At 55.9% G+C, this 25598-nt stretch carries 21 protein-coding genes; 9 read left to right on the plus strand and 12 right to left on the minus strand.

Features of this window, described 5'->3' with window-relative positions; all coding sequences use genetic code 11:
• Positions 1–654 precede the first annotated feature (654 nt).
• Both IPM21_02245 and IPM21_02250 read left to right on the plus strand, forming a co-directional pair.
• Positions 655–765 carry a hypothetical protein gene (locus IPM21_02245; GenBank protein ID MBK9162734.1) on the plus strand — a complete coding sequence of 37 codons (111 nt, stop codon included), beginning with the start codon at positions 655–657 and terminating at the stop codon, positions 763–765.
• A gap of 57 nt (positions 766–822) precedes the next feature.
• Positions 823–1122 (plus strand): Uma2 family endonuclease, encoded by a 300-nt coding sequence (locus IPM21_02250; GenBank protein ID MBK9162735.1) that lies wholly within the window; start codon positions 823–825, stop codon positions 1120–1122.
• Here the strand turns inward: IPM21_02250 and bla are convergent.
• Genes bla through IPM21_02265 form a run of 3 tightly spaced genes read right to left on the minus strand, consistent with a single transcriptional unit; the run spans position 1119 to position 3136 of the window.
• Positions 1119–2120, minus strand: a complete 1002-nt coding sequence (gene bla, locus IPM21_02255; GenBank protein MBK9162736.1) for a class A beta-lactamase — start codon at positions 2118–2120, stop codon at positions 1119–1121. The two genes, IPM21_02250 and bla, sit on opposite strands and share 4 nt — an antisense overlap.
• Before the next feature lie 3 nt (positions 2121–2123).
• On the minus strand, positions 2124–2813 hold the full coding sequence (locus tag IPM21_02260) for a hypothetical protein (protein MBK9162737.1): 690 nt from the start codon (positions 2811–2813) through the stop codon (positions 2124–2126).
• The gene (locus tag IPM21_02265) at positions 2780–3136 is read right to left on the minus strand and encodes a hypothetical protein (protein ID MBK9162738.1); all 357 of its coding nucleotides are present in this window, start codon (positions 3134–3136) and stop codon (positions 2780–2782) included. Before IPM21_02265 ends, IPM21_02260 begins: the two co-directional genes overlap by 34 nt.
• A 256-nt stretch (positions 3137–3392) precedes the next feature.
• On the opposite strand from IPM21_02265, the gene IPM21_02270 reads away from it, so the two are divergent.
• From IPM21_02270 to IPM21_02280, 3 genes are all read left to right on the plus strand, one after another.
• A complete protein-coding gene (locus IPM21_02270; GenBank protein MBK9162739.1) occupies positions 3393–4544 on the plus strand; it encodes a type IV pilus twitching motility protein PilT in 1152 nt (383 codons plus the stop codon).
• Between the two features lie 360 nt (positions 4545–4904).
• Complete coding sequence (locus tag IPM21_02275; protein MBK9162740.1) at positions 4905–7061, plus strand: 30S ribosomal protein S1; 2157 nt, start codon at positions 4905–4907, stop codon at positions 7059–7061.
• Between the two features lie 36 nt (positions 7062–7097).
• Complete coding sequence (locus IPM21_02280) at positions 7098–7373, plus strand: HU family DNA-binding protein (protein MBK9162741.1); 276 nt, start codon at positions 7098–7100, stop codon at positions 7371–7373.
• Between the two features lie 83 nt (positions 7374–7456).
• Here IPM21_02280 and IPM21_02285 read toward each other — a convergent pair whose 3' ends face one another.
• On the minus strand, positions 7457–9922 hold the full coding sequence (locus IPM21_02285) for an HDIG domain-containing protein (GenBank protein MBK9162742.1): 2466 nt from the start codon (positions 9920–9922) through the stop codon (positions 7457–7459).
• Positions 9923–9938: 16 nt separating this feature from the next.
• Entirely contained in the window at positions 9939–11636 is a 1698-nt protein-coding gene (hflX, locus tag IPM21_02290; GenBank protein ID MBK9162743.1) for a GTPase HflX, read from the minus strand.
• Between the two features lie 122 nt (positions 11637–11758).
• Between hflX and IPM21_02295 the strand changes: the two genes are divergently transcribed.
• From IPM21_02295 to IPM21_02305, 3 genes are all read left to right on the plus strand, one after another.
• On the plus strand, positions 11759–13198 hold the full coding sequence (locus IPM21_02295) for an ACT domain-containing protein (protein ID MBK9162744.1): 1440 nt from the start codon (positions 11759–11761) through the stop codon (positions 13196–13198).
• A gap of 111 nt (positions 13199–13309) precedes the next feature.
• A complete protein-coding gene (locus tag IPM21_02300; GenBank protein MBK9162745.1) occupies positions 13310–13954 on the plus strand; it encodes a hemolysin III family protein in 645 nt (214 codons plus the stop codon).
• Positions 13955–14143: 189 nt separating this feature from the next.
• Complete coding sequence (locus tag IPM21_02305; GenBank protein MBK9162746.1) at positions 14144–15655, plus strand: CSLREA domain-containing protein; 1512 nt, start codon at positions 14144–14146, stop codon at positions 15653–15655.
• Positions 15656–15678: 23 nt separating this feature from the next.
• On the opposite strand, the gene IPM21_02310 is transcribed toward IPM21_02305, so the two are convergent.
• Together IPM21_02310 and IPM21_02315 are read right to left on the minus strand one after the other, a co-directional pair.
• Positions 15679–16359, minus strand: coding sequence for a response regulator transcription factor (locus IPM21_02310; GenBank protein ID MBK9162747.1), 681 nt, complete (start codon positions 16357–16359; stop codon positions 15679–15681).
• Positions 16356–18188 (minus strand): HAMP domain-containing histidine kinase, encoded by a 1833-nt coding sequence (locus tag IPM21_02315; GenBank protein ID MBK9162748.1) that lies wholly within the window; start codon positions 18186–18188, stop codon positions 16356–16358. Before IPM21_02315 ends, IPM21_02310 begins: the two co-directional genes overlap by 4 nt.
• 263 nt (positions 18189–18451) lie before the next feature.
• Between IPM21_02315 and IPM21_02320 the strand changes: the two genes are divergently transcribed.
• Positions 18452–19591: a hypothetical protein gene (locus tag IPM21_02320; protein MBK9162749.1), complete on the plus strand. Its 1140-nt coding sequence runs from the start codon at positions 18452–18454 to the stop codon at positions 19589–19591.
• Between the two features lie 56 nt (positions 19592–19647).
• Here IPM21_02320 and recQ read toward each other — a convergent pair whose 3' ends face one another.
• The 5 genes from recQ to IPM21_02345 all read right to left on the minus strand — a co-directional run bounded on the left by recQ (position 19648) and on the right by IPM21_02345 (position 25591).
• Complete coding sequence (gene recQ / locus IPM21_02325; protein ID MBK9162750.1) at positions 19648–21810, minus strand: DNA helicase RecQ; 2163 nt, start codon at positions 21808–21810, stop codon at positions 19648–19650.
• 27 nt (positions 21811–21837) lie between these two features.
• Entirely contained in the window at positions 21838–22878 is a 1041-nt protein-coding gene (locus IPM21_02330) for an NAD(P)-binding domain-containing protein (protein ID MBK9162751.1), read from the minus strand.
• Between the two features lie 496 nt (positions 22879–23374).
• On the minus strand, positions 23375–23647 hold the full coding sequence (locus tag IPM21_02335; protein MBK9162752.1) for a hypothetical protein: 273 nt from the start codon (positions 23645–23647) through the stop codon (positions 23375–23377).
• Between the two features lie 81 nt (positions 23648–23728).
• Positions 23729–24685 (minus strand): hypothetical protein, encoded by a 957-nt coding sequence (locus IPM21_02340; GenBank protein ID MBK9162753.1) that lies wholly within the window; start codon positions 24683–24685, stop codon positions 23729–23731.
• 12 nt (positions 24686–24697) lie between these two features.
• A complete protein-coding gene (locus IPM21_02345; GenBank protein ID MBK9162754.1) occupies positions 24698–25591 on the minus strand; it encodes a hypothetical protein in 894 nt (297 codons plus the stop codon).
• Positions 25592–25598 lie beyond the last annotated feature (7 nt).

The following is a 25598-nucleotide window of genomic DNA, read 5'->3' on the forward strand; positions in this document are numbered from 1 at the left end:
AGCCGCGATCTTTTCGGTCTCAAGCATCCTGTTTCTCTTGGTCTTTGGACGATTCGATGGAGTCGTTGACTATTCCATGATTTTTCGGGATTGGATCGTCGGCGTCTCAGTGTTTTTTGGATTGATCTTGATTTCTTCGCAGTCCAAGATGGCCACTCGCCCGTTATTGTCAGCCGCTTTCATCGCTTTCTTAGGCTCTTTCATCTGGGTGAGCTACAGAGGCCTCCAAAATTACACTACAGATGGTCACGTGGACTCGACGGACCTCTCGATCTTTCTCGAACGGCATTTGCTGATATTCCTTTGGGTATCTTCAATCCTCGTGCCCATTTTCGGCATTCTCGTTTTCTGTCTGATAGGCCTCTTTCGTTATATATCAAACAAATTGGTCCGGTCGAATGAAATGGAAGGATTAGATTAGCCATGAAAGTAAAATCCGTTTCAGTAATAGCATTCTTTTCTCGGGTTCTATCCTCGCCGCACGACCCACCCCAAGGATGAGGTGCCGGTCCGGGAATTAAGGTCTTCTTTTTTTGGTGGGTTACGTTTATAATTCGGGAAGAATGCTGCCGAGGGTAAAACATTATCCGATCTCCGTTGAGCTTTATCACATAATGGCGGAACGCGGTACGTTCGCCCGATGCCCGGGTCGAGTTGATCGACGGAGAGATCATTGAGATGTCACCAATTGGAAGCCGCCACGTTAGGTGCGTAATTTTTGTCGGAGTTCTTGCGAAACTCGACGTTTTTCCGATCGTTTCATAGTGAGCGTTCAGAACCCGATCGTCGTTCAGATGACAGCGAGCCGCAACCGGACATTGCGTGCTGGCACGCCGCGCAGACCTTTACATCGATGGCCTGCCGACCGGCAAAGATGTGGCCCTGGTCATTGAGGTGAGCGATTCAACCATTGCCTTTGACCGTTCGCGAAAGCTGCCGAAGTATGCCGAAGCGGGCATTCCGGAAACGTGGCTCATCGACCTTGAATCGGAGCACGTCGAGGTACATTTCTCACCGAAAGAAACGGCTTACGGCATCGTCAAGATCTTTCTCCGCGGCGAAACTGCCGTCTCCGAAACCCTGCCCGCCCTCAACCTCCCGGTCAGCGATATTCTCGGCTAACCGCCAACGGCCCATTTGTCCCAGGCGGCCTTTGCGATTCGGGCGATGACCGCGTCGCGGGTCTTTTCGTCCGCCCGCGAATCGCCGACCAGCACGGCGATCAGAATGCGTCGGCCCGACGGCGTTGTGATGATGCCTACGTCGTTTGCCGTCGGCGTAAGTCCGTTGAATGTGCCGGAGCTTCCCGTCTTGTGGGCGACGACGGTCCCGGGCGGAAGCATTCCCTTTAGCCGGTTCGCCCCGGTCCAGGTCTCGGTCATAAATCGCAGCAGAAGTTCGGCATTCGGTTTGGTTAGGGCACGGCCGTCTGCTGTATCCGCCGTAGAAGATTCAAGCAGCTTTTCAAGCAATGCAGCGGCACCTTTCGGCGTGGTCCAGTTCGCGGTCTGCCGCCCGATGTTGTTCGAAAACTCCTTGTGCGTGTAGGTGACCTTCATTGCCTCCACGCCAACCGACTCGAGATATGCGTTCACGCCGTCGGCTCCGCCAGCAACTCGCTGAACGACGTCAGCCGCTGTCCCGTCGCTTTCGGAAACTGCGAACGCGATTAGATCCCTGAGTTCGTGTCTCGAGGAAAGTAAGTATCCGTCGGAGTGCTCGGCCTTATCGCGAATCGGCGAGTGCATCCCGCGTCGGACAAACTCATCCTTATCAATTGTGATTGTCTGATCCAACGAAAGCCTACCTTCTTCGACCTGCTTCAAAACCGCCATCGAGATCGGCACTTTGACGACGCTCTGCATGGCGAACCGCTCGTCCGCGTTGAGCTCCGCCGATTCGCCGGTCTCGACGACGCGGGCATAAACGCCGACTCGCCCCTGCGAGTCCTTCGCGATCTCGGCAAACGCACGCTCAAGCTCGGCATCGCGGCTGACGGCGGGAGTTGGCGTCGGTGTAGCTTCGGCCGGGGGAGTCGCCGTGTTCGCCGCACGCTCCGCAGAGCACGAAACGAACAGCAAAAGACCGATGGCGATCAGGGTAAAACTAAGTCTTTTCATTGTCTAAACGAGGGTGCCTAAAATATTGGCGTCAAAGGAGTAAAGCTCGTGATGCGTGGCAACTATCATCTCGCCCCTTGCCGTAAAACAAAGCCCGACCGGGGCATGGGCCGAGGCGATCCATTCGACCTCTTTTGCCGGCGAAACACGGAAAATTCCCTGCCGTCCCTGGTAGTTTGCGGCCAGATAAATATTGCCGTCGCGGTCAAACGCAAGCCCCTGCGGCCGGCCAAAGGCACGGAGAAATGTCTCGACCGTGCCGTCCCTATCGATGGCATAAATGGCGTCGCGGCTCGCAAGCCCCGGCGACGTTACATAAAGCCGATCGTCCGGGCCAAACGCCAGATGAAACGCCGCCACCGACGGCTCGACCTGTGCAAAATGCTCCGGTATTCCACCGACCTCGCACCGAAAGATCGTGCCCGAGCGGTCGCCGACGTAAAGAATTCCTTCCTTATCAAATGCGATCCCGGTCGCGATTCCCAGCCCGGTCGTGAGCCGCGTTGCCTCCAGGTCGCTGTCGATAACGTAAAGCGCGCCGAGTGCTCGGTTCGTTACGTCGAGTTTGCCGTCCGGCCCAAAGGCGAGCCCGCTCGGGTTCATCACCTGAACCGGCAGCTCGTCCAGATAGCCGTCCGGCTCAACGCGATAGAGCGTATTCACGAGCTGCATCCCGCGGCTGCCCGAACGCATAGCGTAAATGGCTCCGGTCGTTGGATCGACTGCCGGAGAGCCGACGTTGTGAAGCCCTTCGGTGAGATGGTTCGCAAAGCCATGCCGAAAAGGCGGTGTGATATCGACGCCAGATTCCACGATGCATTCCGGCTCGCCCGAAAAGACTCCGGTAGCCGGACGATGATCCGCTTCGGCCCTGCCGCCTTTACAACCCTCTTCCCGCCGACCGTCACCCGCAGGCTGCGCGGCTCGATCGAAAGGCCGGCCGTGAAAATGTGGACGTATCCATCGCCGGCGGCAAAATTTGGTTCTATTTTCTCGATTCGCGGGCCAAAGGTCATAGTTTCAAGCCAATTCTACGACGATGGCGGCAAACTGTCGAACAGTCGCGGGAATACACGGGCAAATACGGCAAAAAGCATTGACCTCGGTTGCCCAAACAGTTTAAACTGTGTTTAGCCGTCGTAATTTGGAACGAAACGGTTCACTCCTGTCCACAATCCTGGCCACAAACCGCCGGATCACACTTTAGTTCTTGGGGAAAACGCGGCCGGATACGGCTGATCTTGCAGGGATCCTGCCATTTTCCGCTGAAATATGCTCAACAGAATTGACGATCTCCTTCGGATGGCGATGAGCTTCGGTGCTTCCGACCTGCATTTGCGGGCCGGTGCAGTGCCGGTCATTCGCGTCAATGGCGAACTCAGATTACTTGGCGGGTCGAACAAGCTTACGCAGGAAGAGACGCTCGAAATGGCGTTCTCAATGATGTCAAACCGCCAAAAGCAGCACTTCAAGGACGTTTTTGAGGTAGATATCGGCTACGGCGTAAAGGGTCTCGGACGATTTCGCGTCAACATTTTCCAGCAGCGAAACTCTATCGGAATCGTCGCCCGCGTTATTTCCGACAAGATCGCGAACTTTTCCGAGCTCGGCCTGCCGCCGATCCTGAACAAGGTCTCGGAAGAAATGCGCGGCCTGATTCTCGTTACCGGCACGACCGGTTCGGGTAAATCGACAACCCTCGCTGCGATCGTCGATCATATCAATGAGGTCCGAAATTGCCACATCGTGACGATCGAAGACCCGATCGAATTCCTCCACAAGGACAAGAAATCCTACATCACGCAACGCGAGGTCGATGTCGATACGCGGAGCTTTGCCGAAGCCCTTCGCGGCAGCCTTCGGCAAGACCCGGACGTAATCCTCGTCGGCGAAATGCGTGACCTTGAGACCATCGAGACCGCTCTCGTAGCCGCAGAAACAGGCCATCTTGTGCTCTCGACGCTCCATACGCTCGATGCACAAGAGACGCTGACGCGAATAATCTCGGCATTTCCGCCGTTTCAGCAAAAATCGATCCGCATCCAGCTCGCCGGGCTTCTGAAGTCGGTAATTTCGCAGCGTTTGATGAAGACAACCGAGGGCAACGCCCGAATTCCGGCGGTCGAGGTGCTTATATCGACACCGCTTATTCGCGACTACATCCTGCATGAGGAAAAGACCGTCTCGATCCGGGATGCGATAGCCGCTGGCACGTCGCAATACGGTATGCAGACCTTCGACCAATCGCTTTTTTACCTTTATTCTTCGGGGCTTATCACGCTCGAAGAAGCACTTCGTGGCTCGACCAATCCGGACGAGTTTCGGCTCAGGCTCGCCGGCATCCAGAATACGACCGCCATGGCGAAGGAATCGATGGAGAAAGCAAGCGGCGTCGGGACCATTCAAGACCTTATTATCCGGTAACGCCTTAGCCCGATACTAAACGAGATGGCCGGACCGACCGGCCATTTCGTGCTTTTAGGGCAGCGACAAGTCGCTAGAACAGAGCCGGAAGTGCCGATTTTTTAACACTTTTCGGGTTCTAAACCTTGACACTTAGGACTACCCGCGTGTAAATTTTAGTTTTACCTGAACACGCCTGCACTCCGCATGTTCGAAGCCTTGATAGAACAAAAAATGGGCAGGTTTGGAACAGAGCCTTCGCTCTTGCGGTAACTCATACGATCAAGGTTCGTTATCCGCCCTGCCCTAGCCGCTGGCAAAGTCGGATTCAGGTAAAGAATTGCGGCAATCAATATTTACAGGAACGTTTAAACACACTTAATGGCAACTGAGGTTAACAAAGCAGCGGAAGAGACCGAGAACGGCACCGCCGCGGCAAAAGAAGTAGCAGAAACGGCAAAAGCTGAAGCGGCAATGGAGACCGCTGATGAGGCGTTGGGCTCGAATGACATCGACTTTGGCGCGATTCTCGAGCAGTTTGAGCAGGACCAGGTGACGTACCACTCCGGCGACATCGTCGAAGGAAAGGTCGTCGGTGTCTCCGACCATGGCGTGCTCGTCGATTTCGGCTACAAAAGCGAAGGGATCATCCCGGGTGATGAATTTCCCGATGGCCCTGACTCCGTAAAGGTCGGCGACGTTGTCGAAGTGATGATCAGGAACATCTCGACCGGAGATGCTCCGCCGCTACTTTCCCGCGACGATGCGGCTAACCGAAAGGTTTGGGCCGATATCGAGGAAGCTTACAAGAACGAGCAGCCGATAGTCGGCAAGATCGTCAGCAAGACCAAGGGCGGCTTAAATGTTGACCTCGGTGGTGTTGAGGCATTTCTCCCGGGTTCGCAGATCGATTCGCGTCCGGTCGGCAATCTCGATGCTTACATTGGCCAGGACATCGAAGCACAGATAATCAAGTTCAGCCGCAAGCGGAACAACATCGTTCTCTCGCGAAAGGTCATTACCGATCAAGTAATCAATGAACAGAAGGCCGAGACGCTCGGTGTGATCGAGGTCGGCCACGTCATTGAAGGCACGGTCAAGAACCTTACCGAATATGGTGCGTTTGTCGATATCGGCGGCATCGATGGGCTTCTCCACGTAACAGATATGTCGTGGGGAAGGATCCAGAACCCCGGCGAGATGTTCAAGCCCGGCGACAATATTCAGGTAAAGGTCATCAAACTCGACCGCGAAAAGGAAAAGATCTCGCTCGGCTACAAACAGCTTCATCCTGACCCCTGGTCAACGGTCGTGGAGTTCTATCCGGTCAACACGAAGCTTACCGGCAAGGTCTCGTCGGTTGCCGATTACGGCATTTTTGTCGAACTGCAGCCGGGAGTCGAAGGACTCGTCCACGTTTCTGAGATCTCGTGGTCAAAGCGTCCGGGAAGCCCGAAAAAGCTGTTCCGCCGTGGTGATGAGGTCGAGGTGCAGGTTCTGGGTGTTGATACAGACGAACGCCGCATCAGCCTCGGCATGAAGCAGATGCAGGATAACCCTTGGGATTCCGTCGCTGCCCGCTTCCCGGTCGGCACAAAGATCCGCGGCAAGGTTCGCAATCTTACAGACTTCGGTGCATTTGTTGAGGTCGAGGACGGCATCGATGGGCTCGTTCATATCTCGGACATCACCTGGGGCCGCAAGCTCCAGCACCCGAAAGAACTTCTCAAGAAAGATCAGGAAGTTGATGCGATCGTAACCAATATCGACATCGCCGGACAGCGTCTCTCGCTTTCGATGAAGGACCTCACGCCAAGTTCATGGGAGTCGTTCATCGCAACCCACAAACCGGGTGATACTATCCGCGGAAAAGTTTCGCGGTTCACCAACTTTGGTATTTTCGTCGAACTCGGCGAAGGGCTTGAGGGGCTTTGCCACATCTCGGAGATTTCCGATGAGCGTGTCGAAAAGGCCGAGGACGTCGTTCAGATCGGCCAGGAAATGGACTTTAAGATCCTCCGCATCGAGAACGAAGAACAGAAGATCGGCCTATCGCATCGTTCGGTCGGCAAGGACGACGAACCGATCGTTGATACCCGCCAGTACACAAGCGTGGCGAAGGGCGGAATGGCTTCGCTTGGCGAACTGGCCAATCTGAAGTTCGGATCGGCCGCTCAGCAGCCGGCTGAGGAAAAGAAAGCCGATAAGAAAGCAGATAAAAAGGCCGAGCCTGCAGCAGAAGAAAAGGTTGAACAGCCCGCTCCTGAGCCTTCAGCAGAAGAAGCAGCTGAAGAGCCGGTGGCTGAAACAGCAGAAACGGTAGAAGCTCCGGCCGAAGAGGTTTCTGAAACGCAAACCGAAGAAGCGACCTCTGAAGTAAAGGCTGACGAGGCAGTTGCCGAAGCGACCGCCGCCGAAGAAACGGCCGAGGTTGCGGAAGCGGCCGCTGAAGAAACCGTAGAACCGGCCGCCGAAGCCGAAACTCCCATCGAAGCTGAATCATCCAATGAGGAAGCAGCAGAGGAAACGACTGCGTAGTTCCGGTCGCTTTCAAACAGTACGGGAGACTTTGCAATGACAAAAGCAGACCTGGTCGAGCGTGTCGCGGTTGAAGCGGAACTCACGAAAAAAGATGCGGAGCAGCTGGTAGAGATCGTACTTGACAGTATCATCCACTCGCTGAATGAGGGTGAAAAGATCGAGCTTCGTGGATTTGGGAGTTTTCGTATTCGCGAACGCAATTCGCGAAAGGGCCGGAACCCGAAGACCGGTGCGGCCGTCGATATCCCTGCAAAACGGGTCGCCTATTTCAAACCCGGTAAAGAACTCAAGGAACTGATCAACACCTGATCGCTTCGCTAAGAACAAAGTTAAATGGGCTGAGGGTAACTTACCTTCAGCCCATTTTCTTTATTCTCGATCTGCTCTACGGTTCAAGCTGATGAACCGTCTGCCTTATTTTCCGCGCGGTCTGGTTTATGCGAGCGGTCGATCGCTTCGTCCTCGATCTCGCCGCCCGGCGAGACGGGAATGTCATCAGGATCCATATATCTCACACCGCGTTCTTCGCTATCGAGGGCTTCCGGAGTTATCTTGTATTGCCCCGATTGCGGCGGCGTGTAGCCCGGATAATCGATTCGCGAATGATAGATCGCGACGAGCGAACGGATCATCGCTTCCCTGATCTGCGTCAGTTCACGGAGCGTTAGGTCACATTCGTCGAGTTGGTCGTCGCTGACGATGGCGTCGATGATCTTCGTTACGATAAAGCGAATATTCTCCGGTGTCGGCTCAGCCAACGAGCGGGCAGCCGCCTCGCAGCTATCGGCGATCATCATTATCGCCGCCTCGCGAAACTGCGGCTTCGGCCCCGGATAGCGGAAGTCATTTTCGCTTATCTCGTTCTCATCGCGGGCCTCGGCCTGCGCCTTCTTGAGGAAATAATGGAGGGTTCGTGTGCCGTGGTGCTGCGGAATAAAGTCGATGATCCGCTGCGGCAAGCCCATTTCCTTCGCGAGCTTAACACCGTAGGTTACGTGGCTGATGATGATCTTCGCGCTTTGCGCCGGTTTCAGCCGGTCGTGCGGGTTCTTGCCGAGCTGATTTTCGACGAAGTGTTCCGGCGCCGCTGATTTTCCGATGTCGTGATAAAGAGCTCCGATCCGCGAAAGAAGGGCGTTTCCGCCAACAACGCGGCACGCCTCTTCGGCGAGCTGGCCGACGGCGTGCGAGTGTTGATTGGTGCCCGGAGCCCGCAGAGCCAACTGGCCGAGTGCCGGAAGGTCGGCGTTCGAAAGCTCGAGCAGTTTGACGTCCGTCAGAATGCCGAAGACGTTCTCGAATACGGGTAGCAGAACCGCCGTGAAAGCAGCGGTCAACACGCCGCTCGCGAGCCCGCAGGCGATCGAGAGCACGATCGTGTTGAGAATCAGCGGCTGCTGGGTAAATGCGATAAGAGCAACCGCAACTCCGGCACTCGCCGCACCGACCAACGCACCGGCGAGCGTTACCGTTTGCCGGCTACGGTAACGTCCGATGCCATAGGTCGCGACCGATGATGCAATGATCGCATAGACCGTAAACTCAAATCCGCGGGGTGCCAGAAAGCCGGCAAGCACTGCCGAGAAAAGCCCGGTAAAGAGCGCCGTTCTCCGGTCGGCAAGCAGCGTCATAACAAGGCTGCCGAAAGCGAAAGGGATCGCAAATGCCCAGATGCTCGGGTCATTCATCGGCGGCCTGATGTTCTGTGTTGCCGTGAACTCGGCAAGCCGGAAGAATATCGCCATCAGGAGCACTTGGGTAAGTGTTAGCGAGCCAAAAAGTGCGAACGTCTTAAACTGCGAAAGGGCAAGCCGCGGCACGATCCCGCGGTGCTCGATGAACTTCCAGGCGATCCAATAAAGCGCCGAAATAAGCAGCAGCAAGCCGAAGAAGCGGTTCCAAACGCGAGTGTTCGCGTAGTAATTCTCGACCGCAGAGATCTGCGTAAGCACGGCTGGCGAGATCGTCTCGCCCTGCGTAACGACTCGGTCGCCGCGATTTAGCGAGACCGCAACCGGGGCGACGCCATCGGCCACGGCCTGCTTTGCGGCTTCGGTCGCGGAGCTATCGTAAACAACGCTCGGTTGCAGAAGCGGAGCGGTCGCCGCATAAAATGCTTCGCGCTCTTCTTCGGATAGGCTGCGGATCTCGCCGATACCCTCTTTCAGCTTGGCTCGCGCATCTGAAAGCGATGTCATCGTCGTCATTGGCCGAGTAGAGGAACGGGTATCCGTCGGCCGCTGGCGGTCAACGATAATTATCTCGCCCTGAAGAAACTGACGGTCCTGGTCGCCGAAAATATCGCCGCCCGAATTCTCACGCAATAACCGCGTTACCGCATCTATCTCATTTGAGCTGAAACGCCTTGCGGCAAAAATTCGCCCGAGTTCGGTTCCGCCCGGCCCACTCCAAGCAACGCTCGCCGGAGCGGCGTTAACATTGGCATTCGCTCGGTTGGCCGGAGGGGCCGCGGCTACTTTCGTTTGCAGGTCTTCCCAGGCGGAGCGGAAGCTCTGCACTGCCTCGTCGGCCCGCCGGGGTTCATAGACAAAGATCGGGCGTTCGGCATCGCGGGCAACCTGCTTGATCCGCTCGGTTTCGGCCTCATCGACAAAATAAATATCAGCGGGAGAAATGATCGTATCGCGGGAGACGTCGCCGGCCTTATAGCCGGATCCACCGATCGGGCGCGAAAAAGGATTCTCGATCAGCAAAGTTGTAGCGAACGCGAGTATGGCAAACCCGATCCAAAACCGCTGAGCGGACGAAAGTTTCTCAAAGCGCTGACGGATCTCGTCGCCCGCCTTCGTCAGGTAGCGGCCAACGGGAGATCGCAGGTCCTCCATCTTTTGCTTCATAGTTCCGCCCCTATTTTTAGACCGAATGCGTTGCCGCAAGTTCCGAGGAGCCGATCGCCATTCCGATCTTGGAGAGCATCTCCCCGAGCCCCTCACCGCGAATAGCTGAAATTGCCACGCAATCGCGGTTGCTGTCAAGCGTTACTTGCCGGCGAAGTTCCTCGAGCGTCTCCGGCGACGCGGCATCTGACTTGTTCAGCACAACGATCTCGCGAAGCTCACTGTAGCCCAATTCGCCGATGATCTTTTCAACCGAATCGATCTGCTGAAGGGCCCGCGGGTTTGCCGAATCGACCACATGAAGCAGCAGATCGCTTTCTTGTATTTCTTCGAGCGTAGCACGGAATGCGGCGACCAGGTCTTTCGGAAGATCGCGGATGAACCCGACCGTATCGTTAATGATCACTTCCCGCTCTTCGGGCAGCCGCAGCCGTCGCGAGGTCGGGTCGAGTGTCGCAAACATCTTTCGCTCGGCATAAACTTCGGAACGCGTCAGTATATTGAGCAGCGTCGACTTTCCTGCGTTCGTATAGCCGATCAGCGAGATGACCGGAAGATCGCGCTGAACGCGGGCCTTTCGCCGCTCCTGTCGCTGACGGGCGAGCCCTTCGACCTGCTTCTCTAACTGGGAGATCCGGTCGCGGACACGCCGGCGATCGGTCTCGAGCTTTGTTTCACCCGGGCCGCGGCCGCCAATGCCGCCGGCGAGCCGCGAGAATGCCGAGTCCTGCCCGGCGATCAGACGCGGAAGCATATAGCGAAGCTGGGCGAGTTCGACCTGCAGCTTACCTTCCCGCGATTGAGCACGCTGGGCAAAGATGTCAAGAATAAGCTGCGGCCGGTCGATGACCTTCAGGTCCGTCACCTTCGATATCTCGCGGACCTGTGCCGGCGAGAGCTCCTGATCGAAGACGATCAGGTCAGCCCCGAGCTGCATCGAGCGGATCAGCAATTCCTGTAGCTTACCGCGGCCAAGCACGGTCTTTGGGTCGACCTGCGGACGCCGCTGAATTATTGTGTCGACGACCATCACATCCGCCGAAAGTGCCAGCTCGCGAAGCTCGGCCATCGATTCCTCGGCGTCCATCGCCGCTCCGGTCGAGATGCCGACAAGGATCGCCCGTTCGCGAGCGCCCTGGCCGCTGCGGGCAGTTTTACGAACGCGAACCATCTCGCTCTCAAGCGACGTGATGAGCTCGGTAAAATCAGTATCGAGATTTGCCGGTATCGCCGGCGAAAGAAGTGCGAAAGGCTCGGCGTCGCCGTTGCTCGCGATCGCTTCGGCATTCCCCGGCAAAAGATGGGCAGCGTGGACAAGTCCCGGAAGCCCGGTGTTGCGATCGACCTGAATTATCGCCATCAGGTCGAGCCTGAGCAGCGCGAGGTCAGTAAGGTCGTCCTGCGTCAGCTTTTCATTCTGCAGATGCGTATGAACGCACCGAAGGCCACGGAAGCGGCCCGAACCCGCACGCGAACGGCCGAAGTCGGGCATCTCGATGCTCTTCGCATCGCCAACCATTACATATTCGACCTGGCCCTTGCGGTTGATCAGCACACCGATCTGCCTTCCGGTCTCGTTCGAGATCTCAGACATCTGACGCGCCAATTCATTTGAGATGATTGTATTCTGCGGCACCCGCCGCGACACGAGCTTTTCGATCCGCTTGAGCTGATTGTGCTTGAGCCCCTTTACGAAGCCATTGACAGTACTGATATCACTACCTCCGAAGATTCCATTATAGCAGATTCGCCCCGTGCCATTCCGACCGAAGGGTTGCCGCAACCCGTTTGATAAGCAGTATTGAATTCGCCATAATCACCTTTTACACACACACAATGTTCAGCAACTTATCACCTAACGCAAGTTACAGCCTCACACTTCGCGTAAAGATCCACAACAAACCCGGAAAGCTCGGCGAGGTCACTACCGCCATCGGCAAAACCGGCGGCGACATCGAGGGCATCGACATCGCAAGCGTCGGCCGCGATTTCCTGATCCGCGACATCACCGTCAACGCCTCAAGCGAGAACCACGATAAAGAGATCATCGAATGTCTGAAAGACATAGATGGGGTCGAGGTCATCCACGTCAGCGACCGAACGTTCCTGATGCACCTCGGCGGAAAGATCGAGGTGGTCTCCAAAGCTCCGCTGAAAACTCGTTCCGATCTTTCGATGGCATACACGCCCGGCGTCGCCCGCGTTTGTCAGGCCATCCATAAGGACCCGGAGAAGGTCTTTAATCTCACGATAAAGAAGAATACCGTTGCGGTCATCTCGGATGGAACTGCGGTGCTCGGGCTCGGCGACATCGGCCCGGCGGCGGCAATGCCCGTTATGGAGGGCAAGGCACAGCTCTTTAAAGAATTCGGCGGTGTCGATGCATTTCCCATTTGTCTCAACACCAAAGACCCGCATGAGATCGTCCAGACCATCAAGAATATCGCCGTTGCGTTCGGCGGCATCAATCTCGAGGACATATCCGCACCTCGATGCTTTGAGATAGAGGAGCGGCTGAAAGAAGAGCTCGACATCCCCGTCTTTCACGACGATCAGCACGGGACCGCAGTTGTTGTGCTCGCTGCCTTGATCAATGCCTTGAAGATCGTCGGCAAGCGGATGGAAGACATAAAGGTCGTCGTCAATGGCATCGGAGCGGCTGGCGTAGCGTGTTCGAAGATCGTAATGGCCGCCGGCGTGAAGAACATCGTCGGCTGCGACACCGTCGGAGCGATCTATGACGGCCGAAAGGAACACATGAATTGGGTAAAGGACTGGTACGCCCGGAACACGAATCCCAACAAAGAAACCGGATCGGTGCACGATGTGATCGCCGGTGCCGACGTATTCTTCGGCCTTTCCGCTCCTGGGACGATCACGGTCGACGACCTCAAGAAGATGAACACTGACCCGATCGTCTTCGCGATGGCGAACCCTGTGCCGGAGATCATGCCGGAAGAGGCCGAGGGACACGTTGCGGTTATGGCGACCGGGCGTTCTGATTATCCGAACCAGATCAACAACGTGCTCTGCTTTCCCGGAATCTTCCGCGGGGCACTCAACTGCCGGGCATCGCGGATCAATGAACAGATGAAACTAGCCGCCGCAAATGCAATTGCAGGAATTATCGGCGACGACGAACTCCATCCCGATTACATCATTCCGTCGGTATTCGACCGGCGCGTCGGTGAGGCTGTTGCGGCCGAGGTCGAAGAAGCAGCATACGCCTCAGGAGTCGCCCGCCGAAGCCGTTCGACGTCCGAAACGGAGTTCTGATCCGGATACAAAACTATTACACCTTAAGTGCGGCCCCGAACTTACATCTCGGGGCCGTTTCTGTGTATAGTAGCGATTGAACGTTATGTTTCGGAGCAGTATTGCATCAAGATGATCTCGGCTCGCTTAAAAGCACTTTCCGTTGATGAGGTGGCAAATTCGCTCACCCATGGCTTCGGGCTTTTGCTTAGCTTCGCGGGGTTTGTTTTTCTTCTCGCTCTTGCAGTAATTAAAGGCGACGGCTGGCACATCGCGAGTGCGGTGGTTTACGGCCTCTCGCTGGTTATTCTCTACGCCGCATCGACGCTCTACCATTCAGAGGTCGAACCCGGCCGCAAGCACCTGCTCCAACTCGTCGATCACTGCTGCATTTACCTCCTGATCGCAGGCAGCTACACTCCTTTTCTTTTGCTGCTGATGCGTAACTCCTTCGGCTTCGGGCTGCTCGCCTTCGTTTGGGCATTCGCTCTCTTCGGCATCGCGATGAAGGTCATTTTCCGCGGGCGTTTCAATGCGGTCGGCGTTGTCTCGTACCTCGCGATGGGTTGGATCGGCGTCCTCGTCGTCCATCCGCTTTATTTGATCTTGGGCTGGGAGCCACTTGCTCTTGTGATAGCCGGCGGGGCCAGCTACACGCTCGGTGTCATCTTCTACGGCTGGCACAAATTACGCCACCACCACGCCATTTGGCACGGCTTTGTCCTTGGCGGTAGCGTTTTGCATTACCTCGCCATTGTTATGTTTGTGTTTCGATAGTCTCTGCTCGACCCCCTGATCCTGGAATCCCAACACTTTGTAAAGTTTTTATTTTTGGGCTACTATGCGGGTACTTTTGTATTACTCGTATCTTGCGGCCCTTTTCCCACAGGGCTATCTGTGCGGGATCCGCTCGGGCACCTCGCTTTCGCCTGGGCCTACCCTTGGCTTTTCATTTGGAGGACAAAAATGAGATCTATCAAGACCGGTTTATCCGCTTTTCTTTTGCTCACTTTCCTGAGCGTCGCGGCCTTTGCAGCCACCTTTACCGTAACCAAGGTCGAAGACACGAACGACGGCACCTGTGACGCGGACTGCTCGCTCCGGGAGGCGATAGCAGCCGCCAACGCCGCAAGCGGCGATGACATTATTCAATTCTCTAGCCTTTTCGATTCTCAGCAGACGATAACGCTTTCGGGAACTGAACTAATACTCGAGGCCAACGGCTCAATTACAATTGGCGGCCCGGGCGCTGATCTTTTGACCATCAGCGGTAACAATGCGAGCCGCATACTCGTTACCGGACCAAATGTTGTAGCAACAATTGATGGGATCACGTTTACCGCCGGGAACGGCGTCGGAGCCCTCAACAACGGTCGGGGCGGAGCGATCTACAATGCGGGCGGCACCCTAACGATCACGAACTCCGTGATCACGAATAATAATGGAGCAAATGGCGGCGGACTGAATAATGCCTCCTCAGGAAGCCCGGCCGTTCCCGGAACGCTCATCATCTCAAACAGTGTCATCTCGAACAACACGGCAACGGGTTCCGGCGGCGCAATGCAGAATTTCTCAACGAGCACGGTGACGATCACCAACACGACGATATCGGGTAACGTCAGCAATGGAACGACGGGCGGTGGAGGCGGCCAATACAACGGTCGAGTTAACTTCACGAACGTCACTTTTGCGAACAATAGCGCCCCTTCCGGTTCCGGCGGCGGATTTCAATCGAACGGATCGCTGGGTACGATCATCACCAATGTGACAGTGGTCAACAACTCCTCGCTGAACAACGGCGGCGGCATTCATCGCGCTACGACAAACGCAAACTTCTTCATTCGCAACTCCATCGTCGCTGGAAACAACGGCACAGCGGCCTCGCCCGATGTAACGAACTCGACCGGAGGCATCCAGTCCGAAGGAAACAATATTATCGGCAACGTCGGCACGAGCACCGGCTGGGTGGCTTCGGATCTTTTGAACACCGCACCCGTGCTTGGCCCGCTCGCCGATAACGGCGGCTTCGGACAGACCTTCCTCCCGCAGGCGGGCTCACCTGCGATCGACGCCGGGCAAAACTGCGTCCGCGACCTGACGTGTTCCGCCAACAATCCGCCGGCGGCCGTCACCGAGGATCAGCGCGGAATCTCGCGTTTGACGAACGGCAATGTCGATATCGGAGCGGTCGAAGTTGCCGCCGCTGTTCCGGTCAGCGTTGGTGGACGGGTATTTTCGAGTGCGGGTGTTGCACTCCCGCTTGCACTTGTCTCGGTCACGGACGGCAATGAGACCCGGTACTTCATCACCAATAGCTTCGGGTATTACAGCTTTGAAGGGTTGACGGCCGGAACCGAGTACACGATCTCTGTCAGCAGCAAGGCCGCGTCGTACACTCCGCAGGTTGTCACTCCCGCGAACGACATATCGGACCTTGATTTCCTGCCGGCTATGATGCTGAAGGCGGTCGGAAAATAAAAAGGCGGGCTCCCACCCGCTCTTCATTCGCAAAACTTATATCCCATCCCGTGAACGGTCTGTATATGTGCAGGCCGTTTCGGATTTTCCTCGAGCTTTTGCCGAAGCCAGGCAATGTGAACATCGACCGTCCGCGTCGAGGGCATCGCGTCGTAGCCCCAAACGTGGTCAAGCAGTTCGTCCCGAGAATGGACCACGCCTCGGTTCTCGACCAAAAATCGCAAGAGCTTGAACTCCATCGCCGAAAGCTCGACCGGTTCGCCGCTCCGCCGGACCTCGGCACGAGCTAGATCGATGGTCACATTGCCAAACGCCGCGGCACCGTTTATCGGGTCCTTTACGTTACGCGACCGCCGCATCAAGGCCTCGATCCGGGCCAGCAGTTCTGCGACCTCAAAAGGCTTTGTCAGGTAATCGTCAGCTCCGAGCTTGAGCCCGAGCACCTTGTCGATCGTTTCGCCCTTTGCCGTCAGCATCAGCACGGGCGTTTCGACCCCGCGGCGGCGAAGGTCGCGGCAAACGTCATAGCCGTTCTTTTTCGGGAGCATTATGTCGAGGATGATCAGGTCGAAGTTGTCCGAAGTAGCCGAGCGGAACCCGGCCTCGCCATCGGCGGCCGAGACGACCTCATAGCCTTCGGCCGTTAACCGGTCGGTCAACGTCAGGATCAGCCCCTTTTCATCTTCGACAAGCAGGATCTTCATTGCTTCCGGGCCTCGGCCGGTAGTGAGATGGTGAACGTGCTGCCCTTTCCAGGCACGCTCTCGACCTCGACCGAACCGCCGTGTGCCGCCACAATCTCCTTTACGAGCGAAAGCCCGAGCCCGTTCCCGCTAATCTGTGAATCGACAACCTCACGCGATCGAAAAAAAGGCTCGAATATCTTTTTGACGTCCTTTTCTGCGATGCCAATGCCGTGATCCTTGACCGCGATGCTCACTCGTCCATTGCCATTCGTCCCACGGATCTCAAGCCGCGGAGTCCCGCTCGAATACTTGACCGCATTGTTGACAAGGTTCTGGATCGCAAGGCTCAAAGCGGCACTATCCGCGTTGATTTTCGGCAGGTTCCCTGCGATGTCTATTTCTATCTCAGCAGGCGATCCCTCGATCGCTCCGCGGCATTCGTTCACCACCTCTCTGACGATCTCGCCGGCATCGGCCGGCACAAAATTGTACCGCCGCTTGCCAGAACGGGCTCCGGCGAATTCAAGTATCTGTTCGACCATTCCGGTTAGCTTTCGGCCCTCGCCTTTTATCAGCTCGCCGTACCGTGCAACCTGGTCGTCGCTTCGTGCAATTCCGTCGGCAAGGTTCTCTCCCGCGGAATAGATCACGGCAAGCGGCGTCCGGAACTCATGCGAAACGCTCGAGACAAAATCGACCTGCTTCTGTGCGAAGGTCCGTGCCCGATTTGCCGAGATCGTAATGGCAAGAATGCTCCCTACGAGCAGTGAATAGATGCCGGCACCGATCGCAAGATTCTTTCGCTCCTCGCTGCGGATGTAATCGCCGATCGAGCCGGATGCATGCGTGACCTTCAGCGTCCAGGGCTGTTCGTCCGCCGGCGTTGCGATCACCGCACTCCGCTGCCGCACGCCATCAGTACTTCGCATCTCGAATGTAAATGTGTTGTCGCGTTCGCGTGCCGGCGAGGGCGAGTTCGTCACGGTTGTGCTCTCGATCCGCTGATCGACGATGACGTTTGCAGGTGCCGCGGACCGGCTTGGAAGATCCATCTCACGATTGGCGAAAAAGATCATCGTGTTCGGCCGCAGGTCGTAGAGCCCCGCCGAACCGTCCGGCTCGCCGCCATTCTCTCCGTACACGATAGACCCGCCTTTGCCCGCGACCGAAAGCCTATATTCGCCCGAGGAGAAATGTTTTGCCGCAAGCTCCGGAAGCATCCGCTCGGTCATCACTTTGCGGTTCAGCCGAATAACGATATGCCCTTCATTATTCAACGGCTGCTCGGGAACCTCGATCGTTTTGCCGGTAACGGCAACACGCGGCACGCGATCGACCACGATCCGCTGAAAATGCCGCTCGCCCGAAACGATCGGCATTATCAACGCATCGAGGTCATCAAGAACCGGCACTGGCCGCGGGGCTCCGGACGCGATACGATCCTTTATCGTACCGAACCCGGAATCAGCCTCAAACGGAGCGAAACTCCCGGCCGAACGGTCATATCGCTGCGGACTTTCATCGGCGGCCGGTGGAAGATAGACAATGTCGCGGAGCAACTCCGGATAGGCCGTTTTCCCTCGCCAAAAGTCATACCTGTCATTGAACTCCGCCAGGTCTCCGCTCTTGAGAACTTCGGCGTTTAGCTGAAGGTTGAAATAGACGGACTGTATCTCACGGTTGAAATCATCAGCAAAGGCCTTCGTGTCCGCCGCGACACGCCGCTGCATCCGCTCGCGTTCGGCCTCGCTCGCCTCGCGCATCCAGCGATACTGCAGCCCGAAAAAGAGCGTCAGCACGGCGATCACCGCGGTCAAGATCAGATATGGCAGCCAGCTTCGTTTCATTCCCATCGAACGCGGGATGTTGCACGATCTCGCGTTTCGAGTTCATTATGCAATTATACGGCGAGGCCGGACAATACGTTTTCGGCAGATTTTACATCCTTTACAATTTCTTTGCGTCGTCTTAACCACTTCGCTCTCGGCCGGTGTCAGACTAGCTTCTATCGTAGGCGGCGGTTGGCAATACTAGCTTGAGTCCTCCTGACCTGATGCTTATAGGAAAAACCGCCGCCTGCGTAAAAGATCAAAATTATTTGGAGGCACGAATGAAAAAATTCATAACAACCATCGCTTTCGCATCGCTCTTTTTCACCGGGCTCGGTGCGATAGTTGAAAAGGCCGGGGCAAGCTTCAAGTCCGACCAAAAGGCTCTTGAGATCGTCGCAAAGGCTCGTCAGGCGATCGGCGGCGAGGCGGCCATCGCGCAGGTCCAGAGCATGGTCATCGTCGGCCGCTCAACACACACCATCAAGATCGGCGACACGGAACGCACCGAGCAGGGCGAGACCGAGATCGCAATGCAGTTCCCGGATAAGCTTCAGAAGAGCATCAAGATCGGCGATCCTTCCACCGCAACAGGCGATGCCAATGTTGTGAAGGAGGAAAGCGTTGTCGTGATCCGCAAGGGCGAAGGCGCGGAGTTTAAGGTCAATGGTGGCAACGGCGAATTCACGACCTCTGACGGCAAGAAGATCATCGTTCGCCGTGCCGAACCCGGAACGGGCGAGGTAACGGGGCCGGACGGCAAGACCTTCGTTTTCAAGAAAGGCGAGGAAGGTAATGCCGAATTCACCACCGAGGACGGCAAGAAGGTGATCGTTAGAGCCGTGCCGTCAGGCGACTTCGAATGGAAGGCCCGCGAAGGCGCTGAGAATCATGTACTGCACCGTGCCGGCGAAGTTCGTAACAATGAACTGCTCCGCATCGGCCTGATGCTGCTCGTCAGTGCACCGCAGGGCATCGACGTTTCATACACGTTCGAGGGCGAAGGCAATGTTGACGGCACGCAGGTCAATATCGTCTCCGCTTCGTTTGCCGGCTCGGTCTATCGCCTGCACATCGACAAGTTCACCAACCTGCCGGTCGCCATCGGCTACACAGGCGGCCCGATGCCGCACGTTGTCCGCCTCAACAAGGGCGAGGCGGTCGAAACTGAAAAGGACATCGTTGTGTTTGCCGAAAAAATGGAAGGGGCAGTAGCCGCGACGGCCGAAACGCTCGTCAAGCTTTCTGATTTCCGCTCGACCGGCGGCGTTCAGCTTCCCTATCGCTGGACGACGATCGGCGGACGCACGACCGAGGTCTTCGACGTCACATCCTTTGACGTGAATCCGGCTAACATTGCCGAGCGCTTCAAGGACCAAAAGATGGTCCTCAGAATGGCAAAGCCCGCAGGGAAGAACTAGTTGTTCGTCTCTTAAGAACAAAAGTCCCCGGCATCGCTAATGCTTTGTCGGGGATTTTACACTTCCTTTATAAGGTCTTCCATCACTGCCCTGATCTCGCCGTAGCTATAATCTTCACCCAGGTGTTCTTTGACCGGCGAGATCTGATTCTCGACCTTAAGTTTAATGAGTGCCTGCCGTATCACCTCGATCTTCGCGGGCTCGACGATCTCTTCGACCTTGACCCTCCCATCGGCAATGAATCGGCACAAATGATTTTCGATCGTGCTCACGGCAAGGCCGCGGCCCTTTGCGATTTCGGCGATCGATTTCCCCTCGCGAAACATATTGAAAGTTGTCGAAAAGGTGTCGCCCTCCGTCGGCTTTCGCTTCGCCTTCGCCGCAGAGCGAACAGGCCCTCGTCGCTCGCTGATCTTTGACCCGAGCCCGTTCTTTTCAGAGTAGCTGTTGATCACATCGAGAAACGCCGGGCAGTATTTATCAAGCTTAAATGCGCCGATCCCCGAGAGCTTTTGCATCTCGCTCATGTCCTGCGGAAGAAATGCCGCCATCTCGATCAGCGTTGCGTCGGAGAAAATAACATAAGGCGGAACGCCTTCGCCGTCTGCGAGCCGCATCCGAACGCGGCGGAGTTCCTCGAAAAGGTCTTTCTCAAAATCCATCGCGTCGCTCGCCGTTCGGCGAAGATCGACGTGCGTCAGTTTGTGCAGGTCAACCTTTCGCGAGCCGGCCAATACCTCCATGCCCGCGTCGGTGACCGAGAGCGTCGGATATTGCCCCGAAGACTTAAGCAGGAATCCCTGCTCCGTCAGGTCCTTGAAATACGAAAACCAATCGTCTTTCGAAATGTCGGCACCGACTCCGTAGGTCTTGAGGTTCATATGTTCGAGCCGCATCTTTTGCGACTTCGACCCGCGTAGCAGATCAACCAAATAACCCGCTCCGAAGACCTGACCGGTCCTTACAGCGGCGCTCAATGCTTTCTGTGCAATGACGGTCCCGTCAAACGTTTCAAACTCGGTATTGCAGTTATCGCAGTTCCCGCAGTCGCCTTCGAACGCCTCGGAAAAATACGCTAAAAGAAACCGCCGCCGGCACGTCCGCAACTCGCCAAACTCGGCCATCTGGTCGAGTTTTCTGAGCATCACTTCGCTCTGCTTCGCGTCGCCTTCGACCTCCGCGAATCCCTTCAGTTTCAGCACGTCCGCGATCGAATAAAACAGCAGCGCATCGCTCGGAAGCCCGTCTCGCCCGGCTCGGCCGGTTTCCTGATAGTAGCTCTCAATATTTTTCGGCAGGTCCATGTGGACAACGAACCGAACGTTCGATTTGTCGATACCCATCCCGAACGCGATAGTCGCGACGACGATCTTTGCTTCGTCATTCAGAAAAGCATTTTGGTTGTGCTCGCGGACGCTCCGTTCGAGCCCCGCGTGATACGGCAATGCGGCGTAGCCTTCGGCACGAAGGTCCTCGGCTACCCGTTCGACCGACGCACGGCTCAGGCAATACACGATGCCGCTCTCGTCCTTTCGCGTCTGCAGAAATTCCAGCAGCCGGTAAAACGAATCCCGCTTCGGCTCGACCGTGTATTTGATGTTCGGCCGGTTAAAGCTCGAGACAAACACATTGGCATCAGGTATCGAGAGATGGCGAAGAATGTCCTCCCGAACAAGGTCATCGGCGGTCGCCGTCAGAGCGATCAACGGCACGCCGGGAAACTCGAGTTTCAGCACCGAGAGCCGCTGATACTCCGGTCGAAAATCGTGGCCCCAGCTTGAGATGCAATGTGCCTCGTCGATCGCGAAGAGCGAGACATTTATTGAGGAAAGAAAATCGAGAAACCGGTCGCCGCTTTGTAGCAACCGTTCCGGAGCGACATAGAGCAGTTTCAATTCGCCGGACCGAACCGTTCGAAAGACCTCGACCTGCTCGGCGGCTGTCTGCATCGAGTTCAAATACCCGGCATTGATGCCATAGCTCCGCAAGGCATCGACCTGGTCTTTCATCAATGCGATCAGCGGAGAGATGACGAGCGTAAGCCCGTCAAAGAGCATCGCCGGTATCTGATAACAAACCGACTTGCCGCCGCCCGTCGGCATCAGGAGCAAGCAATCGCGCCGCTCGAGCACGGCCTCGATCGCCGGTTGCTGATGCATCCGAAAGTCGTCGTAACCGAAACGGGTCTTCAGTATCTCTTGAGCTTGGGCAATGGTCATCGCTGAATAGGAGTCGGCGGAAAAGTGTTACGAACCGGACGCCTGCTGACTTACGCGAAGCTTTTCCGCGATCGCCGGTATGATCTTTCGCGGTGCTTCGATCGCGGCTTTGATGTGCCGCTTATTGGTGAAATGCCCGGCGACGTAGATCCCCGGGACATTCGTTTCGTTGGTCTTTGGGTCATAGACAGGGACATCGCCGTATTTTCCCGTTTCGATCTCAACGCCGAGCGACCGGAGCATCGTCAGGTCCGCATCCGACCCGATTAGCACGAAGACGACATCGTTCTCCAGCACGACACGTTCGCCGGATTCGCTTTCGAGCTCGACCTCGTTTTCGCGGATCTCATTAACCTTGCCCAGAAAAAAGAGGCTGAGGCAATGCTGTTTTAGCTCTTCTTCAAGCGGCTGCCTGACCCAATATTTTATGCAGCCCTGCTTTGGGTCGGTGTTTTCCCAGTCGTCGCGAAAGATGGCGAGCGTCGTCTCCGCACCTTCCTGTGCAAGAAAAAGTGCCGCCTCGCCCGCCGAATTTCCCCCGCCGACGACCAACGCTTTCTTCTTTACCCACGGATAAGTCTCGCGAAAAAGATCGCGGACCTTCGGCAGATCCTCACCCGGCACGTTCAACCGCCGCGGATGGTCCATCGCCCCGATCGCAAAAAGCACATTCCGAGCCAGGTACTCGCCCTTATCCGTCACGACGAGAAAGCTCCCCTCCTTACAAAGGAGGGGTGCCGACGCTTCGTCGGCGGGGTGGTTCTCTCCTGGTTGCACTTCGAGAACAGTCTCCTCCGACCGAACCTCCAGTTCATTATCCAAAACAAACCGCACGTAATACGAGAGCAACTCTTCCCGCGTCGGCTTCTCCCTCGCGGGCTTCAGATCGCCCTCACCGAACTCAAGCTCATTCACCGTCGAAAAAACCGTCAGCCCGACCGGGTAGTTGTAGATCGTATTGCCGATCAGGCCCTTTTCGATCACGACATAATCAAGCCCCGCCTTCTTAGCCTCAAACGCCGCCGAGATCCCCGCCGGTCCCGCACCGATGATAACCAGATCAATCATTGCTTCTTTGTTGTTGGTTAACGATCTTTTTATCAAGAGAGCTCAACCTTGACGAGAGGATCAGGAAAATTCCGAATATTGCGAAATACGTTAAAAAATGGGAAATGGTAGCGTAATGGAACACATTGCCAGCATTACTGACACTATCAACGCACGCCTGCGCGAGTTCCGGTGAAGAATTTATGCATTCCAACAACTTGCTTCTGTAAGCTTGACTGAAAAGATAGTGATGAACCAGTTCAACTGCGACTAGGATAAGTAGAAACAGAACCGCGATCACCCACAATTTCGAGTTCTTTACCACCTGTTCTCTCCTGAAATCTGTTTGATCCGCAGAGGCAAAGCATCGCTCCCACATCCTGTAACCGATCGCCGAGCAAATGCGTAGGTTTTTACCGCCAATGGATTTTCCATGATATCTGCATTCGTCGGCTACCGACGCCTCACTACCGACTCCCTCCCTGTCCGCTATCCACTAACCATTGTCCACTGTCCACTATCCATTATCCATTTGACGAAGCACCTCGGTAAATTTCTCAATCTGCAGCTTCGTGTTTTCCATCGTCCGTTTTGATTCCATGTACCTCTCCCATTCGCTGGTCATGGTCAGTGCTTTCGTCACGTCCTCATCCAGAGCATGTGCCGCTGCCACGAGCAGATCGCTCAAAGCCTCATTCGCCTCGAGCAGCGACTGAATGATCGTATAAGCCAACTTCGCATTCGGCCGGTCGATATCAAGCTCACCTTTGTTCATCTGTGCAACATTCATTTGGTCTGATTGTATCTGAAACTAGAAAGGGTTCGCCACGACGCGAACCCCCTCTCTCTAAACAAATCATGCCGACTTCCTTTAGTAATCAACTTCAGCTTGCCTTTCCTTGGGCGACGGCAGCGGATCGCCAACGCCGGGCGGAACCGCAAAAAAGTCAGCCTCGATTGAATCACGATACCCGCCGAACATTACTTTGACCCGACCTGCGATGCGGTCGCCATCTTGCTCATATCGATTGACCGCCGAGTAGATACGATTGGTGAGTTTGGCAATATCATACCGCTGATCGTCAGCATAAAAGAATATGACCCCGCTCCATTCCGGCCGCAGCGAAAGAAATCCGCCAAACGCCGAACTCAACCAATAATGGTCAAGCTGATCTTCTGCTATTTCCGGAATCTCCTCGACCAATTCGTCAATTATTACAAATGCCTCCCCGTCTTCATCAAGGTCCTCTGCAAATTCAATTCGTTCACGCTCCAGGACTGAATCCAAAACGAAACGCCCGTCGTCGCCCCCATCGAAATCGCCGATATACTTATGGTCGAACTTGACTGCCCGGTCCTGCGGAATCGACGGGGCCGCGAGGGACGATCGCTTTGTTTCTGGAGGTGTCGCACCCTCCGGGACAAGCCAGAATTGCGTCTGGGCACTTTCCATAAAACCGCCGCGAACAAAAGTCATCCTGGAACGGTCGAACCTTCGAAACAAAAGGTGATTTAGGATCACCCGCTCGTACTGAGGCGACTCGTAAAAGGCCGGCAAAACATCCACGCCATTGTACAGGATCACATAACCCGTCGACCCGGAGTTGTTCTGAAGTTCAACCATTAATGCGTCAATTCGTGCCCGAAGATCGCAATCGCCCAATGTTCCAAATTCATCGACCAAAGTTGCTTGCGGGGCCTTCGTGGAATCATCGGAACGTTGCCCAAATGCCGAACCTGACGAGATGAACAGAACTGCCGTCAACACCGCAAACGCAAACGCGGCGGGCTGGGACGCAAGTTCACCTTTTGAACGACGATCCGCCATAATCCTCACATGTTACACCGAACCCACGATAAATGGAAGATTTTTCACCATTGCGTTACCGCCCAGATGGTGAAGTTGGGTGCCCTCCTCGAGAAACTCGTGTCGGACATATGCGAGAGCGATGTGCTTTTCGAGCTTCGGCGAGAATGTGACGGAGGTTATCCGTCCGGCGTTCTTGCCTTCGGGAGATAAAAGTTCGGCACCGGGATCGGCCTCGCCGGAGAGCAGAAGCCCGGTAAGCTGCTTCGCTACGTGGCCGCGGAAGTGGATGCGGGCGATGATCTCCTGCCCGATATAGCAGCCTTTGTTGTAAGAGATGAGGCCGTCAAGCCCAAGTTCCGGCACGATCGTCGTCTCGTCCATATCAACGCCATAGAGCGGAATGCCGTTTTCTATGCGAAGCGTTTCATACATCTCGGCCGAGATCGACCCGACCTCAAGTTGATTTAAAGTCTCTAGAAACGCTCCTGCAGCATCGCTACCGACAAAACATCCGACACTTCTTCCGCCTTCGTACCGAACGCCACCTTCGCCGAGCTCGATCGGCGGCACGTAGCCAAAAAACTCGAAATAGCGATACTGAGCCGTCAGGTCCTCGACAAAAAAATCGCCGGCAAATGTGAACCGAAACAGATTCTGAAAGACCTTCTCCCGCGTCGCCTCCTCGGTCTCGATCAGGAACCGCTCGCCCTGCCGCAGCACGCGGACCACCGCAAGCAGCCGCCCCTGCGCATTCGCAAACGCGGCCAGCATCTGCATCCCGTCCTCGAGCGTTTTCATGTCGTTGGTGATCATCCCGTCCAAAAACGGAATGGCCTCCTTGCCCCAAACCGCGAGCAGCCCCCGCTGCTGTTCGTAAAATCCTGTCCCGCCAGAGCGGATGTGGTTGTAGATATTTATGTCCATTTGATTC

The sequence above is a fragment of the Acidobacteriota bacterium genome, from assembly GCA_016716435.1.
GTDB lineage: Bacteria > Acidobacteriota > Blastocatellia > Pyrinomonadales > Pyrinomonadaceae > OLB17.

Excerpts from the sequence above, each read along its gene's own strand:
- IPM21_02305 (MBK9162746.1), top strand. The coding sequence starts at position 14,144 with ATGAGATCTATCAAGACCGGTTTATCCGCTTTTCTTTTGCTCACTTTC.
- IPM21_02345 (MBK9162754.1), bottom strand. The coding sequence starts at position 25,591 with ATGGACATAAATATCTACAACCACATCCGCTCTGGCGGGACAGGATTT.
- IPM21_02275 (MBK9162740.1), top strand. The coding sequence starts at position 4,905 with ATGGCAACTGAGGTTAACAAAGCAGCGGAAGAGACCGAGAACGGCACC.
- IPM21_02340 (MBK9162753.1), bottom strand. The coding sequence starts at position 24,685 with ATGGCGGATCGTCGTTCAAAAGGTGAACTTGCGTCCCAGCCCGCCGCG.
- IPM21_02335 (MBK9162752.1), bottom strand. The coding sequence starts at position 23,647 with ATGAATGTTGCACAGATGAACAAAGGTGAGCTTGATATCGACCGGCCG.
- IPM21_02330 (MBK9162751.1), bottom strand. The coding sequence starts at position 22,878 with ATGATTGATCTGGTTATCATCGGTGCGGGACCGGCGGGGATCTCGGCG.
- IPM21_02295 (MBK9162744.1), top strand. The coding sequence starts at position 11,759 with ATGTTCAGCAACTTATCACCTAACGCAAGTTACAGCCTCACACTTCGC.
- IPM21_02280 (MBK9162741.1), top strand. The coding sequence starts at position 7,098 with ATGACAAAAGCAGACCTGGTCGAGCGTGTCGCGGTTGAAGCGGAACTC.
- IPM21_02260 (MBK9162737.1), bottom strand. The coding sequence starts at position 2,813 with ATGCGTTCGGGCAGCCGCGGGATGCAGCTCGTGAATACGCTCTATCGC.
- IPM21_02265 (MBK9162738.1), bottom strand. The coding sequence starts at position 3,136 with ATGACCTTTGGCCCGCGAATCGAGAAAATAGAACCAAATTTTGCCGCC.
- IPM21_02320 (MBK9162749.1), top strand. The coding sequence starts at position 18,452 with ATGAAAAAATTCATAACAACCATCGCTTTCGCATCGCTCTTTTTCACC.
- recQ (MBK9162750.1), bottom strand. The coding sequence starts at position 21,810 with ATGACCATTGCCCAAGCTCAAGAGATACTGAAGACCCGTTTCGGTTAC.
- IPM21_02270 (MBK9162739.1), top strand. The coding sequence starts at position 3,393 with ATGCTCAACAGAATTGACGATCTCCTTCGGATGGCGATGAGCTTCGGT.
- IPM21_02300 (MBK9162745.1), top strand. The coding sequence starts at position 13,310 with ATGATCTCGGCTCGCTTAAAAGCACTTTCCGTTGATGAGGTGGCAAAT.
- IPM21_02285 (MBK9162742.1), bottom strand. The coding sequence starts at position 9,922 with ATGAAGCAAAAGATGGAGGACCTGCGATCTCCCGTTGGCCGCTACCTG.
- bla (MBK9162736.1), bottom strand. The coding sequence starts at position 2,120 with ATGAAAAGACTTAGTTTTACCCTGATCGCCATCGGTCTTTTGCTGTTC.
- IPM21_02310 (MBK9162747.1), bottom strand. The coding sequence starts at position 16,359 with ATGAAGATCCTGCTTGTCGAAGATGAAAAGGGGCTGATCCTGACGTTG.
- IPM21_02315 (MBK9162748.1), bottom strand. The coding sequence starts at position 18,188 with ATGAAACGAAGCTGGCTGCCATATCTGATCTTGACCGCGGTGATCGCC.